The sequence below is a fragment of the Novosphingobium sp. SG707 genome (genome assembly GCF_012275515.1).
Taxonomy (GTDB): domain Bacteria; phylum Pseudomonadota; class Alphaproteobacteria; order Sphingomonadales; family Sphingomonadaceae; genus Novosphingobium.
This window is the reverse complement of sequence record NZ_JAAZQL010000002.1, coordinates 82,879-97,767: the sequence shown is the minus strand read 5'-3', so window position 1 is coordinate 97,767 and position 14,889 is coordinate 82,879. Positions and strand designations below refer to the sequence as shown.

The window sequence follows — 14,889 nt, the reverse complement described above, 5'->3', positions numbered from 1 at the left end:
GCACCTCACACCCCTAAACCAACCCTACAACCGATCCGCCTGCGACACCGCATCACTGGCGCGCAAACTGGACACGATCCGCGTCAGGTGGGCCAGATCGCTGACCTCCAGATCGACCTCATAGGTGCCGAAGAGTTCGTCGCGCTGGACATTCTGGAGCTGGGTGATGTTGGCCTTGTTGGCGGCGAAGATGCCTGTGACTTCGGCCAGCGTGCCGGGGCGGTTATAGAGGACGCAGCGCAGGCGGCCGACGGCGCCAACGCTGCGATCACCCCATGACAGGTCGATCCAGTCGTGGTCCCCGCCCTCGATCAGCACGTCGCAGGCGATAGAATGGACCTCGACCCCGACGCCCGGTTTGCGCAGGCCCACGATGCGGTCGCCCGGCACCGGGTGGCAGCATTCGGCAAGCTGGAAAGCCATGCCGGGGGTAAGCCCCTTGATCGAGATCGCGCGTTCCTGCTTGGGCCAGGCCTCGGGCTCGGGCATGTCGCGCGCAGAGCCGGGGACCAGCGCCTCCATCACCTGCCGGTCGTCCAGCTTGGCCGTGCCGATGGCGGCCATCAGCTCGTCCTCGTTCTTCAGCCCCAGCCGCTTGACCGCCTCGGCAGTGGCCTTCTTGCCGACCTTGGTGGGCAGGCGCTCGATAATCTCGTCGAACAACTTGCGCCCGATGGCGGCCAGTTCGGAGCGCTCCTTGATGCGCACCGCGCGGCGGATCGCGGCGCGCGCCTTGCCCGTCACGCAAAAGCCAAGCCATGCCAGTTGCGGGCTGGCCGACCGGTTCTTGATGATTTCGACCACATCGCCATTGCTCAGCGCCGTGCGCAAGGGCACGTGGCGGCCGTTGAGCTTGGCGCCCACCGCCATGCTGCCCAGATCGGAATGGACCGCATAGGCAAAGTCGATGGGGGTCGCGCCCTTGGGCAACTGGAACAATTTGCCCTTGGGGGTAAAGGCGAAGATGCGGTCCTGATAGATCGCCATCCGCGTGTTTTCGAGCAATTCTTCAGGATCGTTGCTGGCCTCGAGCACCTCGACCAGATCGCGCAGCCAACCCACCTGCGAATCCGGCATCACCCCGCCCTGCTTATAGCTCCAATGCGCGGCAAGCCCGTATTCGTTGGTTTCGTGCATATTCCATGTGCGGATCTGCACCTCCATCCGCATGGCCTTTTCATAGATCATGGAGGTGTGCAGGCTTTGATAGCCATTGACCTTGGGGGTCGAGATGTAATCCTTGAACCGCCCCGGCAAAGCCTGCCATGTGGTGTGCAGCACGCCGATGGTGCGATAGCAATCCTCGACATTGTCCACCAGCACGCGGAAGGCCATGATGTCGGTGATCTGGTCGAAATTGACATGGCGCTCGGCCATCTTGCGCCAGATCGAATAGGGGTGCTTTTCCCGGCCCCAGACCTTGCACTTCACCCCCGCCTCGGTCAGCGCCTGGCTGATCGAGAGGGCGATGGCATCCACCTGCCCGTGGTCCTGACTGCGGATTTGCGCAAGGCGCCCGGTGATCGTGGCATAGGCCTCGGGCTCAAGCTGCTGAAACGCCAGCAACTGCATCTCGCGCATATATTCATACATGCCCACGCGCTCGGCCAGCGGGGCATAAATATCCATGGTTTCCTTGGCGATGCGGCGGCGCTTGTCCTCGCTCTTGATGTAATGGAGCGTGCGCATATTGTGCAGCCGGTCGGCCAGCTTGACTAACAGCACCCGCAGGTCCTCGCTCATGGCCAGCAGGAACTTGCGCAGGTTTTCGGCCGCGCGCTCCTTCTCGCTCATCGCTTCGATCTTGGACAGTTTGGTCACGCCATCGACCATCCGCGCCACATCCGGCCCGAACAGCTTCTCCACCTCATCAATGGTGGCCAGCGTGTCCTCGACCGTATCGTGCAGCAGCGCGGTGATGATCGTATCCTGATCGAGCTTCAACTCGGTCATCAACCCGGCCACCTCGACCGGATGGCTGAAATAGGGGTCCCCGCTGGCGCGCTTCTGGCTGCCATGCTTCTGGACGGTATAAACATAGGCGCGGTTGAGCATCTGCTCATCCGCATCAGGCGCGTAAGCCTTCACCCTTTCGACAAGTTCGTATTGGCGCAACATCGTCCAAAGACTTTGGGGGGTGGAACGCGCAAGGGCAAGGGGGAAAGGCCGGGACATTGACGCATGGCAACGAATTTTGCCGCAAAACATCTTTGCGCCAATGCTTAAAGGGCGAAGGGCGGCCTGTTCCATCATGGCCTCAGCCCCCGACAGCGGCGCGATCCTGCCAATCGATCACGGCCAGATAATTGCGCAGCCGGTTCTCCTCCAGCCGGGCCAGCAGCAGATTGTCGTCATAGGGCGCAAGGATGCGCGCCACATCTGCGGCCCATGGCGCATCGCCATCATAAACGACACCCAGCCCGAAAACGGCGGGCACATGGGCATAGCGCAGGTCGCGCCCTTGTCCCTTTTGTCCGGCGATAAAATCCTCCACCGCCGTCAGCACACCGTTGCGCGCGCCGCCCGCCTCCAGCGCCCAGGCATGAAAACCGCCGCCGCGAAAGCCGCGATGGGCGATGCTGCCCCGCGAATCCAGCGTAACGCCCACATCATAGGAATGGGGATGGCGAAATTCCGTCGGGATCCGTTCCGGGGCATAATACATGTCGCGCCGCGCACAGGGCCAGCCAACGTCATGCAGGATCGCCAGCAGCGGCCGCCCGGCCTCCTGCGCATTGGCCGACGCCAGCGCCAGTTCATGAAAGACTGTGTAATAATTGTGATCGCCGTCAATCACCCAGGCATCCATCGGCCCCAGTTCGGGCATGGCCTCAAGGCTGGGCCGGGCGATATGGTGTACATGGGGCATGGCCGCCGCCCAGACCAGAAATTCGGGCTTGGGCGAAGGGTCGATGCTGATCAGCTCTGCGCCGCGTTCGTGGCAATATTGGGCCAGACGGGTGGACATGCCACCAAATTCCGCCCCGATCTCGGCAAGGGTCCGCGCTTTGGCGGCGGCCAGCACATCAAGGATCAGTTCGCCGAATTCGGCCATTGAATGGATCAGCAGATCGGCCATGTCCCCACACTCACTCCCGTTTGAAGGAGCGGAGGATGGACCCTGCTTGGTTAATGCCCGGCTTGGCGCGGCCTAGGGCATAATGCAGAGAGTTTGAAAGGCTTTCGGGCGGGCAAGGCGCTCCCTGCCCGCCCGAGACGATCCCTATTGCCCCCGGACGAATGCCCCACAGGCAATCCGCCCGCCCGCATTGCCGGTGGGGTCGGTTTTGTAATCATCGGGCGCGGCATGGACGACCACCGCCCCGCCATCCTTGTCAAACAGCGCGGTCAGCAATTCATCCGCCTTATAGTCCAGCGGCAGCGTGACATTGGCCGTGCCGTCATCGCCCACTGTCACATTGGGCAGATCGCCCATATGCGCGCCCATCGGATTGTCGCGGCCATGCTGATGCCCGGCCGGGTTCAGGTGTCCGCCCGCCGAGGTGAAGGCCGGAACCTCGCACACGCCGCGCATATGCAGATGTACCGCATGCACGCCCGCCGGCAGGCCCGAGAGCGAGAGTTTCAGCCCCAGCTTGCCCTTGGCCTCAACGATCGAGGCAACGCCCGCAGGCATCGTATCGCCCTTCATCAAGGCCGCGCTGGCCAGCACCTTGTCCTTGGCGGCCGCCTTGGGCGCCGTTTTGGCCATACCCACACCCGGCACCATCAGGGCGGCCAGCACCCCGGCCATCGTCAGCCCCGTCAAAACCTTAGCCATCATCCGATCCTTTCCGCTTATCCGCGCCCACAACGCGCCAACCCGGTTTTTGCTCCCGTATCAGCTCCACACCGCCTCAGGCGGCAGGCTCATCAGGATCGCATCAATATTGCCGCCGGTTTTCAGCCCGAACAAAGTGCCCCGGTCGTAAACCAGATTGAATTCGGCATAACGGCCCCGCCATTCGAGTTGCTGCTGCTTTTGCGCGGCGTCAAAGGCAATGCCCATCCGGCGGCGCACCAGTTGCGGGAAAATGGACAGGAAGGTCTCGCCCACGGCCTTGGTGAAGGCAAAGTTTGCTTCCCACGCGGCCTCATCAGCGCATTCCAGATGGTCATAGAAAATGCCGCCCACGCCGCGATGGACCTTGCGATGGGGGATGTAGAAATAGTCGTCGGCCCATGCCTTGTAGCGCTCGTAATAGCCCTCGCCATGCGCATCGCAGGTAGCCTTGAAGGCGGCATGAAAATCGGCCGTGTCCTCGTCATAGGGCAGCGGCGGATTGAGATCCGCCCCGCCGCCGAACCACGCCTTGGTGGTGGTCAAAAACCGCGTGTTCATATGCACGGCGGGCACATGCGGATTGGCCATATGCGCGACAAGGCTGATGCCCGTGGCGGTAAAGCCGGGGTTTTCCACGCTGGCGCCGTTGATGCTGGCGGCAAATTGCGGGCTGAACACGCCATGGACGGTCGAGACATTCACCCCCACCTTTTCAAACACCTTGCCCTTCATCAGGCCCTGCACGCCGCCGCCGGTGTCCGCCTCGCCCGCCACCGCGTCGCGGGTCCAGGGGGTATATTGGAAACCGGCGTCCGAACCCGCCTCGCGCTCGATCTTTTCAAATTCGGCGCAAATGCCATCGCGCAGAGCCTCGAACCATGTCTTGGCGCGCTGCGTATAGGGGGTCCAGTCGGTCACGTCGGCCTCTCTTGCGGGGATTGTTGCGCCCCCGCTTGCCACCGCCGGGCGGGCGCGGCAAGGGGGCCGCATGACCGCGATGCAGTTTGCCCCTTTTTCCTTTGCCGATCACGAATGGCTGATCTCGGACAGCCGCGCGGTCTATTGGCCCGCACAGCAGGCCCTGCTGGTGGCCGACCTCCATCTGGAAAAGGCCAGCTGGTTTGCGCAGACCGGCCAGATGCTGCCCCCCTATGACAGCCGCGAAACGCTGGAGCGGTTGAGCGCGGCGGCGGCCATGACGGGGGCGCGGCGGGTGCTGTGCCTTGGCGACAATTTCCACGATGACGATGGCCCCTCGCGGATGGAGCCGGAGGCGGCGCGATTGCTGGGCGATCTGGCGCGGCGACTCGATGTGGTGTGGATCGTGGGCAATCACGATGCAGGGATGACGCGCGAGATGGCGGGCGATGTGGTGGAGGAGCTGATGCTGGACGGCATCGCCCTGCGCCACGAGGCCGAGCCGGGCGAAACCGGGCCGGAAATCTCGGGCCATTACCATCCCAAGCTGCGGCTGCGGGTGCGCGGGCGGATGATCAGCCGCCCTTGCGCGCTGCGCAGCGAGAATCGGCTGATTCTTCCCGCTTTTGGCGCTTTGACCGGGGGTATGGATGCGGCCGATCCGGCGCTGATCGCCGCCATGCAGCCCGCAAAACGCGCCGAGGCGATCTTGTGCGCCGCGGCAAAAGCGGCCATCCTGCCCGTCTGGCCCGCGTGAATCGGATGGCTGAAACAAAAGTTTCGCGATTTTGCCCCGACTGTGGCGAAATTGCGCTTTCATGCGTGTGGGTTTCGCTCTAAAGGCGCTCATCCAGAAATGTCTTATGGAGAGTAGACTATAGCCCCCCCTCCCCGGCGCAGTATGGCGCCCCCCGTCAAAAGCGGGCCTCGCTATAACGAGATGATTAACGTGCCCAAGGTGCGCGTGATCGATGACGAAGGCGAAAACCTCGGCATCCTGTATACGCGTGAGGCAATCGAGCGCGCGTTCGAACTCGGGCTTGACCTTGTCGAAGTGTCGCCCAACGCCGACCCGCCGGTCTGCAAATTCCTCGACGTGGGCAAGTTCCGCTATGAGGCGCAGAAGAAGGCCAACCTGGCCCGCAAGTCGCAAAAGACGCAGGAGATCAAAGAGATCAAGATGCGTCCCAATATCGACGATCACGACTATGACGTGAAGATGCGCGCCATTCACAAGTTCATCGGCGAAGGTGACAAGGTGAAGGTGACGCTGCGCTTCCGCGGTCGCGAACTTTCGCACCAGCAGTTGGGCATGAACCTGCTCAAGCGCGTGCAGGAAGATGCGGCCGAACTGGCCAAGGTCGAAGCCTATCCGCGCATGGAAGGCCGTCAGATGCTGATGGTGCTTTCGCCGAAATAAGGCTATAAGGCTCCTGCCTCGCTGGTTTGGCGGCCATTTCCGGCCAAACAGGCTGACCGGCAGGATCTACGAAGAGGCGCTGGCCCCGAATGCGGGACCGGCGCCTTTTTCTATTCAGCGCCTTGTACGCCGACTGCCAAATCGTTCGCGATTGGATATTTCCAGCGCCCTGAGCAGCGAGGACTTTGCCGTCCCGTCATCCCAGATATCGGCAATCCGCCATTGCCGATTTTCCGGACGCAAGATGAAGATGGCGTCATGCCGCCAATCACCACCAGCCGAATAGTGGACTCTGACCGCGACACCTCCGCCAACAACCGCGACCCGCTGGACTTGCGCCTTCAGACCCTCATTGTCCTGACATTGGCAAAGGACTTCTGCCTCAATCACGTCAATTTCTGACCGTGAACCGTCAAGCAGCATCGCGTCTGCCAATTGCCCGGTGAAAAAGCGCAAATACGCCGGACTGCGCGGATCGGGATCGCCATGCAACGCAAAGGCCAACGCACCTTGCATAAAAAACCGCGCGCCAGACGGTTCGCCCGCATGTGCGGCCATCGACAAAGTCATAAACCACAAGCTGACAACCCAACGCATACCGCCCACTTCCGACCATAAACCATCACGGATGCAGCAAAAAATGTCAGGGGGCCTGTAAGCCGGGTTCTGTGAAGGCCGCTCGTATCTATCGACGCGGCGGCCAGCGGCAGCCATTCCTCTCGGCGCCCTGTTACCAGTGCGCTCCAGCAACCAACCCGGGCAACTGGCGCGAAACCCGCCTGTCCTGATGGACGCGTTGCCCCTATTCGGTCTTGCTCCGGGTGGGGTTTGCCATGCCGATGCTGTCGCCAGAATCGCGGTGCGCTCTTACCGCACCCTTTCACCCTTGCCTTGGGGTTTGCACCCGTTCGGCGGTTTGCTCTCTGTGGCACTTTCCCTTGAAGGTCGGCCAAAAGCCTTCCCCCCGGCGGGCGTTACCCGCCACCCTCGTTTCGTGGAGCCCGGACTTTCCTCGGCAGGGATGAACCCTGACGCGGCTGCCCCGCCCCCTGACGCCCGCTCCGCTAGCAGGCTTTGGCAGGGAACAAAAGCGATTAAGGCGGCGATTTTTGCGTAGCGTCAAAGCAGGCTGCGCAAGTGGTGTCATGAGAGGGTCGACGCGCTAGGTTTTCCACCTGATATATTCGATAACTCGCACATTACACTTATGTTGCAACTGCGTCACACTGTTGCTAGATTTTGGATGAATGTGTCAAAACGCGATTGCATGTCGCGGCCCGGCCCCCAATAGACTTTCACCACTGTAAGTAAAGTGCCTGTGCGGGCTCTTCCCACAGGCGCTTTCAGGGGGACAATCCAGTTATGAATAACCACAAGCACCTTCGCGGCGCGTGGCTGCGCCATGGTGTTGCCGCTCTCTCGCTGGCCACCACGCTCGCCTCGGCGCCTGCCTTTGCGCAGAGCACCACCGCCGCCGCCGAGCCCGAAACCATCGTCGTCACCGGCACGATGTTCCGCCGCACCAACACCGAAACGCCTTCGCCGGTCACCGTGCTGACCTCCGAATCGCTGATCAAGGCCGGCATCACCAACGCCTCGGACGCGATTCGCTCGATTTCGGCTGACGGCGCCGGTTCGATCGGTTCGGGTTTCCAGTCGGGCTTCTCGGCGGGCGGTTCGGCCGTGTCGCTGCGCGGCCTAGGCGTGTCCTCTACCCTCGTTCTGATTGACGGCCTGCGTTCGGCCAACTTCCCGCTGAATGACGACGGCCACAACGCCTATGTCGACCTCAACTCGATCCCCTTCAGCCTGATCGACAAGATCGAAGTCCTCAAGGACGGCGCTTCGTCGAGCTATGGCGCGGACGCGATCGGCGGCGTGGTCAACCTCAAGCTGAAGAAGCAGTTCAACGGCGTGGCCGGCAATGCCGAAAGCGGCATCTCCGAGCGCGGCGATGGTCGCAACAACCGCCTGAGCCTGACCGCCGGTTTCGGTGATTATGAGAACCAAGGCTGGAACTTCTACCTGAACGGTGAATACCAGTACAATGGCCGCATCTCGAACAAGAGCCGCGGTTTCCCCTACAACACGCAGGATCTGACCTCGATCGGTGGCCTCGACAAGAACGCCGACGACTCCTCAATGACCCGCAACGTGCCGACCGCCTATGTCGTCCGCACCTCGCAGAGCGATCTGAACAACCCGCTTTCGGGCGGCATTAATGCATCCGACGGCAAGACCGCGCAATATACCGCGCTTGGCCTTGCCAATTGCGCGGGCGGCACCTTCACTGGCTCAAACGGCACGGGCTGCAAATACGATTTGGTCAACCAGTATCGCCAGATCGCCCCGCTGCAGGAACGCTACTCGATCAACGGCCGCCTCAGCTTCCGCGTCTCGGACAGCATCGAAGGCTATGTCACCGGCAGCTGGAGCCACAGCTATGTGTCGATCAACGGCACGCCTTCGGCCATTCGCGCCACCCAGCCCTTCGGCGGCTCGCCCACGCTGGCTTCGTCCAGCCCCGGCATCGTGCTGCCCGTCTACGTCTGCTCGTCAGGCGTGAACTGTGCCACGGCGGCGGATCGTCAGCTCAACACGACGAACAACCCCTATGCTTCGGCCTATGCCAATGATCCGACCAATGGCGCGGCCCGCATCTATTACATGTTCGGCGACATTCCGGCGGGCAGCGAGCGCAGCAATGACGTGTATCGCTTCACCTCGGGCCTGAACGGCAAGATCGGCGAAAGCACCGACTGGCGCGTTGAGGGCGTCTATGCCCGCGACAACCTGAAGCTGACCCAGCACGGTCTGCTCAACATCGCCAACCTGATGAAGGCCATCAACACCGGGTCGTATAATTTCGCCAATCCGTCGGCCAATTCGGCGGCTGTGCGCAACTTCATCGCTCCGGACCGGACCACGCCGTCCTATTCGGAAATGTATGGCGTTGACGCTTCGATGACGCGTGCGCTGTTCGAACTGCCCGGCGGCAAGGCGCAGCTGGCCATCGGCGGCCAGATCCGCGCTGAAAAGCTGGAAAACCGCAACCAGAACGCGGCGCTCGACACCTATGGCCTGACCACGGCTTCGGCCTATGGCCAGCACACCGTGTCGGCGGCCTATTTCGAAGTGGACGCGCCCATCGCGCGCGTGCTCGACACCAACTTCTCGGGCCGTTTCGACCATTATTCGGAAGGCTACTCGAAGTTCTCGCCCAAGATTGGCGTGAAGTTCACCCCTATGAAGGAACTGGCCTTCCGCGGCACCTACTCGGAAGGCTTCCGCGCCCCGACCTTTGCCGAATCGGGTCCGCGCAGCCAGTATGCCGGTTTCGTTTCGACGACCCCGCCCGCCGGTTTTGTTGACCAGCATGGCGGCGCTGCGGCCAACAATGCCTATAACAACGTCTATAACCTGGGTCGCGGCTCGGTTGGCAACCCCAACCTCAAGCCGGAAAACTCGCGCAGCTTTACGTTGGGCATGATCGCCCAGCCGACGCGCTGGCTCAGCTTCACGGCTGACTATTACAACATCAAGAAGTCGAACCTGATCGTGTCGGGCCCGCTGGCCGGTAAGGCTGTGGACGCCTATTTCAGCGCCACCAACCTTGCCGCTGCACAGGCCGCTGTGGCCGCCGTTGGGCCGGGCTATTCGGTGAACTCGGTTGACTCTGTCGACCCGCTCTATCCCGACGCTCTGCCGCGCGTGCTGATCATCAACGTGCCCTATGTGAACGCGAACTATTCGGTCACCTCGGGTCTTGATTTCTCGGCCACGGCCAAGGTGAACCTGCCCCATGACATCAAGTGGACCAGCCGTCTGGAAGCCACTTATGTCATCCGTTATGACCTGAACAATAACGGCACGCTGCAGCGCTATGCTGGCACCTTCGGCCCCTACGACCTGTCGTCGGGCAATGGTACGCCCCGCATCCGCGGCAACTGGCAGAACACGCTGGAAATCGGCCAGCTCTCGCTCAGCCTGACCACCTACTATGTGGGTCGTATCAAGGAAACCGCCGCCGACCAGGCCAGCACGGACACCAGCTGCTCGAAGAACCTGTACGGCACCGGCAACAACTTCTGCTATGTCAGCCCGTTCATCAACAATGACTTCAACGCGACGCTCAAGATCAATGATCGCATGACCGTCTATGGCATTGTGAAGAACGTGTTCGACGCCAAGGCTCCGGTGGCTCCGGCTGCCTACTCCAGCGCGCCGAACTTCCTCACCACCTGGCACTATGCCGGTCTGGTGGGCCGCGAATTCCGCGCGGGCGTGAACATCAAGATGTAATCATCGCGTGGGCCGGAAAGGGCGATGGCTCGTTCCGGTCTGCGAGTTGGGAAAATGGGCGCTGCCTTCCAATCTGGAGGGCGGTGTCTTTTTTTTTGAGAAAGAAGATGCCTCCGGCGGGCAAAGGGACTCGTCCCTTTGCAATCCCATTATGGGGTGCTGGGAGGTTTGCAAGAGCAGCGTCATACGCATTGGCTACTAAAGCCTGCGGCGCAGAGGCCTCACGCTGATAAGCGCCGCAGGCTTTTAAAATTCAAACATCGCACTCGACACAAAATGCCGCCGCCCTGGCGCAACACAGACAGTAACGGGATTGCAAAGGGCCCCCGCCCTTTGCCCGCCGGAGGCAAGCTTTCCCCTCTTTAATAGGGAAAATCATCCTCCCCACATTCCTTCCAATCCTCGCCCTCCGAAGCATCACGCGCGATCAGCAACTCGAACAGCAAAGCCCCGACCTCACCGTCCAGTTCGCCATCGATGATTCGCGGGCGAAACCGGCGCTGAAAGGCGGCGATGGCGGCACGGCCATCGGTCACTTCATAGCCGAACCGTTCGAGCGACAGATAAAATGCCCCCGGATTTTCATGCAGCAGCCGGATGCGCGGACGCGGCGTGGGCAGCGCGAGGCCATAACGCGCGAGCAATTCCCAATCGAATAATTCGCCCGGATCCTGCTTGCGCGCGGGGGCGACATCGGAATGGCCCACCACATTGGCCGGTTCGATATTATGCCGCGCCATGATGCTGGAAAGCAGCGGAATCAGCGCTTCCATCTGCGCTTCGGTAAAGGGGCGATAGCCGAATTCATGGCCGGGGTTGACGATCTCAATGCCGATGCTGGCCGAGTTCACGTCGGTGATTCCGCGCCAATAGGACCGCCCGGCATGCCATGCCCGCTTTTCCTCGGGCACAAGGCGGATGACGGTGCCGTCCTCGTCGATCAGGTAATGGGCCGAAACCTCGGCGGCCGGATCACACAGGCGGTCGAGCGCCTCCTGCATCGTGCGCATACCGGTGTAATGCAGCACGACCATGCTGATCGGCAATTTGCGCTCGTTGTAATTGGGCGAGAGGCATTCGCGGTGGACCAGTTCGCTCATGCCCGCTCTCTCCCCTCACCCATGGCCATCAGGCCTCCACCATCATTGAGCGGGAATCACTGCGCCCATCACCAGGGCTTCCTCGCTCAGCGCATATTGTACGCTTCCGCCCAGCCCGGCAGCCATCACCTGCAGCATGGCGGCGGGCGCGGTCTTGCTGGACAAATCGCCGGGCGCCAGATTGCCGTCCAGCGCAAGACCGATGGTCGGATCAAAGGCGATGCGGGGCCCTGCGGCTCGCACGACGATTTCGGCCGCGCCATCGCGGATTTCCGCAGCAATGTCGATCGTGCCGCCGCGCACCAGCGCGTCGATCGCGATCAGGGCAAAGTTGAGCAGCGTCTTGACCGCCGATTTGGGCAGCATATCGTTGCCCAGTGCGAAATTGACCGCCACCCGGTCCTTGCCCGCCAGCAAAGCCTCGATCAGCGCGCGCGGTTCGCCCACGGGAATCAGATCGCCAAAGCCCCCCGCCGCGCCAAAGGCCAGACGATAGAATTTCAGCTTGTTGGCGCTGACCCGCGCGGATTGTTCGAGCAGCTCGAAACAGCGCTCGCGCATCGCCGGATCTTTCTCCTCGGCCAGCAATTCCAGCCCGTTCGAAAGCGCGCCCACCGGGCTGAGCATATCATGACACAGGCGCGAACAGAGCAGGCTGGCAAGATCGAGGGCAATGGTACGGTCAATTGTATCGGACATATTCTACGTTTTCCCGGATGGTGCATGACTGTCGCACAGCACCTTTACCCATCCCTTAACCCTCAACTTCGCGTGTGAAAAGCACTTCAAATCCATTGGCCCCATCGCGCCACCAACTGACCGTTTTACCCCCGCAAATCGCCCATATACGGCCATCGTGCGCGGCCATGGCGGCATCGGTCCGGCTGGGCATGGCATCGCCGGTGGGGTGGGAATGGTAATAACCCAGCACCTGCTCTCCCCCCGCCCGTTCGGCCCGAAAAGCGGCGATCAAGGCGGCCGGATCGATCTCGAAATGACGGGCCGGATCGGGCGCGACATTGGCGCAGGGGCGGATTTGCGCCACCTTGCCGCCCTGCCCCAGCAGCAATCCGCAGGCTTCATGCGGATGGGCGTTCATCGCCTCTGCGCGGATCGCGGCGATTATTCCTCTTGCCAAGTGAATTTCCATGCCCATTTGCGAAAGAATGAGCATGGGGGAAAGCATCGTACAAGGGGCAATTTCAGGCGGCGGTCGGCTGGACCGCGCGCTGGCGGAAAGTTGCCCGGCCGAGGCCGCCCTCTCGCGTGAGCGAATCAAGGCGCTGATCGGCGAGGGCCGGGTAAGTCTGGATGGCCGCAAAGTGTCGCAGGCCTCGATGAAAGTGACCCCGGGCGCGCATTTCATCATCACTCTGCCCGAGGCCGCACCGCTTGATGCGGTGGCGCAGGATATTCCGCTCGACGTGGTGTATGAGGATGAACACCTGATCGTGGTGGACAAGCCCGCCGGGCTGGTCGTCCATCCCGCGGCGGGCAACCCCGACGGCACGCTGGTCAATGCGCTGCTGCATCATTGTGCGGGGCAATTGTCAGGCATCGGCGGGGTGGCCCGCCCCGGCATCGTCCATCGCATCGACAAGGACACATCGGGCCTGCTGGTGGTGGCCAAATCGGATGTGGCGCATGAAGGGCTGGCCCGGCAATTTGCCGACCATTCCATCGAACGGGCCTATCTGGCGCTGACCCAAGGCATTCCTCATCCCACACATGGCACGCTGCGCGGGGTCATCGCCCGCCATCCCACCGACCGCAAGCGTATGGCGCTCTTACCCGAAGGCGCGCGAATGCCGGAGGATGGAGGGCGCGGCAAACATGCCATCACCCATTTCCGCATGCTCGAAGCGCTCGATCGTGCCGCGCTGGTGGAATGCCGACTCGAAACCGGACGCACTCATCAGGTCCGCGTACATATGGCCTCGATCGGCCATGCCCTTCTGGGCGATCCGGTCTACGCCCGATCACAGAAATCGCAAAAACCAATCCTGACAGAGCTTGGCTTTGCGCGTCAGGCGTTGCATGCTGCGGTTCTCGGTTTTTTACACCCGGTCACTGGCGAAACCATCCGTTTTTCCAGCCGATTGCCCGCCGACATGCGGGAACTTTTACACCGGTTGGGCGGTTCTGATGCCGACCAGCCGGTCTCTTCCCTGCTATCCGGTGCCATTGGGCCGGGCGGCAAGGAAGGCTCACCGTGGCCGCCGCCGAGGGATGCCTGTTAAGGGTCCGTCAATGCGCGTGCTGACAAGTTGAAGGACGATGACTGCCATGACCCAAGACAGCAATCTGCCCGCCGTCCCGGCGCTTGCCTCCGGCGAGGACGGGCTGAACCGCTACCTTTCGCAAATCCGCAAGTTTCCCGTGCTGACGGCGGAACAGGAATATATGCTGGCCAAGCGCTATGCCGAACATCAGGACCCTGATGCCGCGCGCCAACTGGTTACCAGCCACCTGCGCCTCGTGGCCAAGATCGCGATGGGCTATCGCGGCTATGGCCTGCCGATCAGCGAGCTGATTTCCGAAGGCAACATCGGGTTGATGCAGGGCGTCAAGAAATTCGAGCCCGACCGTGGGTTCCGTCTGGCCACCTATGCGATGTGGTGGATCAAGGCCAGCATGCAGGAATTCATCCTGCGCAGTTGGTCGTTGGTCAAGATGGGTACGACGGCGGCGCAAAAGAAGCTGTTCTTCAACCTTCGCCGGATGAAGAAGAACATAGACGCCTTTGAAGACACAGACCTGCATCCCGACGATGTAAAGAAGATCGCCACCGACCTTGGCGTGTCCGAGGCCGAGGTGGTCAACATGAACCGCCGGATGATGATGGGCGGCGATGCTTCGCTCAATGTCTCCTTCAACGAGGAAGGCGAAGGCCAGTGGCAGGATATGCTGGCCGATTCGGGGCCGCTGCAGGATGAAACCGTCGCCAATGCCGAAGAGGCCCAGTGGCGCCACGCCCTGCTGGCCGAGGCGATGGACAGTCTGAATGAGCGCGAACGGGCGATCCTGTTCGAACGGCGTCTGACCGATGATCCCAAGACATTGGAAGAATTGAGCCAGACCTATAATGTCAGTCGCGAACGCGTGCGCCAGATCGAGGTGCGCGCCTTTGAAAAGCTGCAAAAAGCCATGCAGAGCATCGCGCGCGAACGCATGTTGGTGGCGGCGGCCTGATCCGCCCTTCGGGGCGGCAAAAGGCCGCCCCGCGCCCACCCGGACACACCCGGAAAATCGAGAAAACACAGGCAACGCGGCATGATAGGCTGCCTTGCCCGTGTTTGGGCGGCCCGCACCCTGGCGCGGGGCCGGCCCGATGGCCGACTTTTGACCCTTGCTCCATTTAATAT

Annotated in this window: 13 protein-coding genes and 1 other RNA gene; 5 read left to right on the top strand and 9 right to left on the bottom strand. The window is 61.8% G+C overall.

The window, feature by feature from the left end:
• Positions 1-24: 24 nt before the first annotated feature.
• From FHW92_RS05270 to hemF, 4 genes are all read right to left on the bottom strand, one after another.
• Positions 25-2,118 (bottom strand): bifunctional (p)ppGpp synthetase/guanosine-3',5'-bis(diphosphate) 3'-pyrophosphohydrolase, encoded by a 2,094-nt coding sequence (locus FHW92_RS05270; RefSeq protein WP_168602227.1) that lies wholly within the window; start codon positions 2,116-2,118, stop codon positions 25-27.
• Positions 2,119-2,257: 139 nt separating this feature from the next.
• Positions 2,258-3,079 (bottom strand): class I SAM-dependent methyltransferase, encoded by an 822-nt coding sequence (locus tag FHW92_RS05265; protein WP_168602226.1) that lies wholly within the window; start codon positions 3,077-3,079, stop codon positions 2,258-2,260.
• Between the two features lie 144 nt (positions 3,080-3,223).
• Positions 3,224-3,784: a superoxide dismutase family protein gene (locus FHW92_RS05260; RefSeq protein ID WP_246869963.1), complete on the bottom strand. Its 561-nt coding sequence runs from the start codon at positions 3,782-3,784 to the stop codon at positions 3,224-3,226.
• Between the two features lie 57 nt (positions 3,785-3,841).
• Positions 3,842-4,702 carry an oxygen-dependent coproporphyrinogen oxidase gene (gene hemF / locus FHW92_RS05255; protein ID WP_168602225.1) on the bottom strand — a complete coding sequence of 287 codons (861 nt, stop codon included), beginning with the start codon at positions 4,700-4,702 and terminating at the stop codon, positions 3,842-3,844.
• A 79-nt stretch (positions 4,703-4,781) separates the two neighbouring features.
• Here hemF and pdeM point away from each other — a divergent pair, with 79 nt between their 5' ends.
• Both pdeM and infC read left to right on the top strand, forming a co-directional pair.
• Positions 4,782-5,459 carry a ligase-associated DNA damage response endonuclease PdeM gene (gene pdeM, locus FHW92_RS05250; RefSeq protein ID WP_246870013.1) on the top strand — a complete coding sequence of 226 codons (678 nt, stop codon included), beginning with the start codon at positions 4,782-4,784 and terminating at the stop codon, positions 5,457-5,459.
• A gap of 144 nt (positions 5,460-5,603) precedes the next feature.
• Positions 5,604-6,122: a translation initiation factor IF-3 gene (gene infC, locus FHW92_RS05245; protein WP_168602223.1), complete on the top strand. Its 519-nt coding sequence runs from the start codon at positions 5,604-5,606 to the stop codon at positions 6,120-6,122.
• A 114-nt stretch (positions 6,123-6,236) separates the two neighbouring features.
• On the opposite strand, the gene FHW92_RS05240 is transcribed toward infC, so the two are convergent.
• Positions 6,237-6,692 (bottom strand): hypothetical protein, encoded by a 456-nt coding sequence (locus FHW92_RS05240; RefSeq protein WP_168602222.1) that lies wholly within the window; start codon positions 6,690-6,692, stop codon positions 6,237-6,239.
• Between the two features lie 69 nt (positions 6,693-6,761).
• Positions 6,762-7,175: RNase P RNA component class A (gene rnpB, locus FHW92_RS05235), an RNA gene on the bottom strand.
• Between the two features lie 309 nt (positions 7,176-7,484).
• Here rnpB and FHW92_RS05230 point away from each other — a divergent pair.
• Positions 7,485-10,424, top strand: a complete 2,940-nt coding sequence (locus FHW92_RS05230; RefSeq protein WP_168602221.1) for a TonB-dependent receptor — start codon at positions 7,485-7,487, stop codon at positions 10,422-10,424.
• A gap of 362 nt (positions 10,425-10,786) precedes the next feature.
• Here FHW92_RS05230 and FHW92_RS05225 read toward each other — a convergent pair whose 3' ends face one another.
• The 3 genes from FHW92_RS05225 to FHW92_RS05215 are packed head-to-tail and all read right to left on the bottom strand — an operon-like array spanning position 10,787 to position 12,662.
• Positions 10,787-11,524: an N-acetylmuramoyl-L-alanine amidase gene (locus tag FHW92_RS05225; RefSeq protein WP_168602220.1), complete on the bottom strand. Its 738-nt coding sequence runs from the start codon at positions 11,522-11,524 to the stop codon at positions 10,787-10,789.
• A gap of 42 nt (positions 11,525-11,566) precedes the next feature.
• On the bottom strand, positions 11,567-12,223 hold the full coding sequence (locus FHW92_RS05220) for a histidine phosphotransferase family protein (RefSeq protein WP_168602219.1): 657 nt from the start codon (positions 12,221-12,223) through the stop codon (positions 11,567-11,569).
• Positions 12,224-12,278: 55 nt separating this feature from the next.
• Positions 12,279-12,662 (bottom strand): M67 family metallopeptidase, encoded by a 384-nt coding sequence (locus FHW92_RS05215; protein ID WP_246869962.1) that lies wholly within the window; start codon positions 12,660-12,662, stop codon positions 12,279-12,281.
• A gap of 28 nt (positions 12,663-12,690) precedes the next feature.
• On the opposite strand from FHW92_RS05215, the gene FHW92_RS05210 reads away from it, so the two are divergent.
• Both FHW92_RS05210 and rpoH read left to right on the top strand, forming a co-directional pair.
• Complete coding sequence (locus FHW92_RS05210) at positions 12,691-13,764, top strand: RluA family pseudouridine synthase (RefSeq protein WP_172249346.1); 1,074 nt, start codon at positions 12,691-12,693, stop codon at positions 13,762-13,764.
• A 46-nt stretch (positions 13,765-13,810) separates the two neighbouring features.
• Positions 13,811-14,716 (top strand): RNA polymerase sigma factor RpoH, encoded by a 906-nt coding sequence (rpoH, locus tag FHW92_RS05205; RefSeq protein WP_168602217.1) that lies wholly within the window; start codon positions 13,811-13,813, stop codon positions 14,714-14,716.
• Positions 14,717-14,889 lie beyond the last annotated feature (173 nt).

Coding starts and splice junctions, on each gene's coding strand:
- rpoH (WP_168602217.1), top strand. CDS start 13,811: ATGACCCAAGACAGCAATCTGCCCGCCGTCCCGGCGCTTGCCTCCGGC.
- FHW92_RS05260 (WP_246869963.1), bottom strand. CDS start 3,784: ATGATGGCTAAGGTTTTGACGGGGCTGACGATGGCCGGGGTGCTGGCC.
- FHW92_RS05265 (WP_168602226.1), bottom strand. CDS start 3,079: ATGGCCGATCTGCTGATCCATTCAATGGCCGAATTCGGCGAACTGATC.
- infC (WP_168602223.1), top strand. CDS start 5,604: ATGGCGCCCCCCGTCAAAAGCGGGCCTCGCTATAACGAGATGATTAAC.
- FHW92_RS05240 (WP_168602222.1), bottom strand. CDS start 6,692: ATGACTTTGTCGATGGCCGCACATGCGGGCGAACCGTCTGGCGCGCGG.
- FHW92_RS05210 (WP_172249346.1), top strand. CDS start 12,691: ATGAGCATGGGGGAAAGCATCGTACAAGGGGCAATTTCAGGCGGCGGT.
- FHW92_RS05225 (WP_168602220.1), bottom strand. CDS start 11,524: ATGAGCGAACTGGTCCACCGCGAATGCCTCTCGCCCAATTACAACGAG.
- pdeM (WP_246870013.1), top strand. CDS start 4,782: ATGCAGTTTGCCCCTTTTTCCTTTGCCGATCACGAATGGCTGATCTCG.
- FHW92_RS05220 (WP_168602219.1), bottom strand. CDS start 12,223: ATGTCCGATACAATTGACCGTACCATTGCCCTCGATCTTGCCAGCCTG.
- FHW92_RS05270 (WP_168602227.1), bottom strand. CDS start 2,118: ATGTTGCGCCAATACGAACTTGTCGAAAGGGTGAAGGCTTACGCGCCT.
- FHW92_RS05230 (WP_168602221.1), top strand. CDS start 7,485: ATGAATAACCACAAGCACCTTCGCGGCGCGTGGCTGCGCCATGGTGTT.